Genomic DNA, 341 nt, shown 5'->3' on the forward strand with positions numbered 1-341 from the left:
AGCGTCTGACGGCACGACCCAAGACATCGTGATCACCATTACAGGGACTGATGATGCGGCTGTCATCACGGGTGACACCACTGGAGGTCTCACCGAAGATGCGGGCGCACAAACTGCGTCAGGTACCATCACGATAACCGATGTCGACACTGGTGATACACCAACCATTCCAAACGGTACGCTGGCGGGTGACTACGGGTCATTGACCTTGGTCGATGGCGCATGGACCTACACCGCTGACAGCGCATCCATCCAATCACTGGCTGACGGCGACACCGCCACAGACACCATCACCGTCACGGCCTCTGACGGCACGACCCAAGACATCGTGATCACCATTT

General features: G+C 57.5%; 1 protein-coding gene. It reads left to right on the plus strand.

Annotated elements, in window-relative coordinates; all coding sequences use genetic code 11:
- Positions 1-341: VCBS domain-containing protein (locus tag LRP49_RS25210; protein ID WP_274146424.1), on the plus strand; the 341-nt coding region annotated here is incomplete at both ends.

The organism is Enterovibrio qingdaonensis (assembly GCF_028683135.1).
Taxonomy (GTDB): domain Bacteria; phylum Pseudomonadota; class Gammaproteobacteria; order Enterobacterales; family Vibrionaceae; genus Enterovibrio; species Enterovibrio qingdaonensis.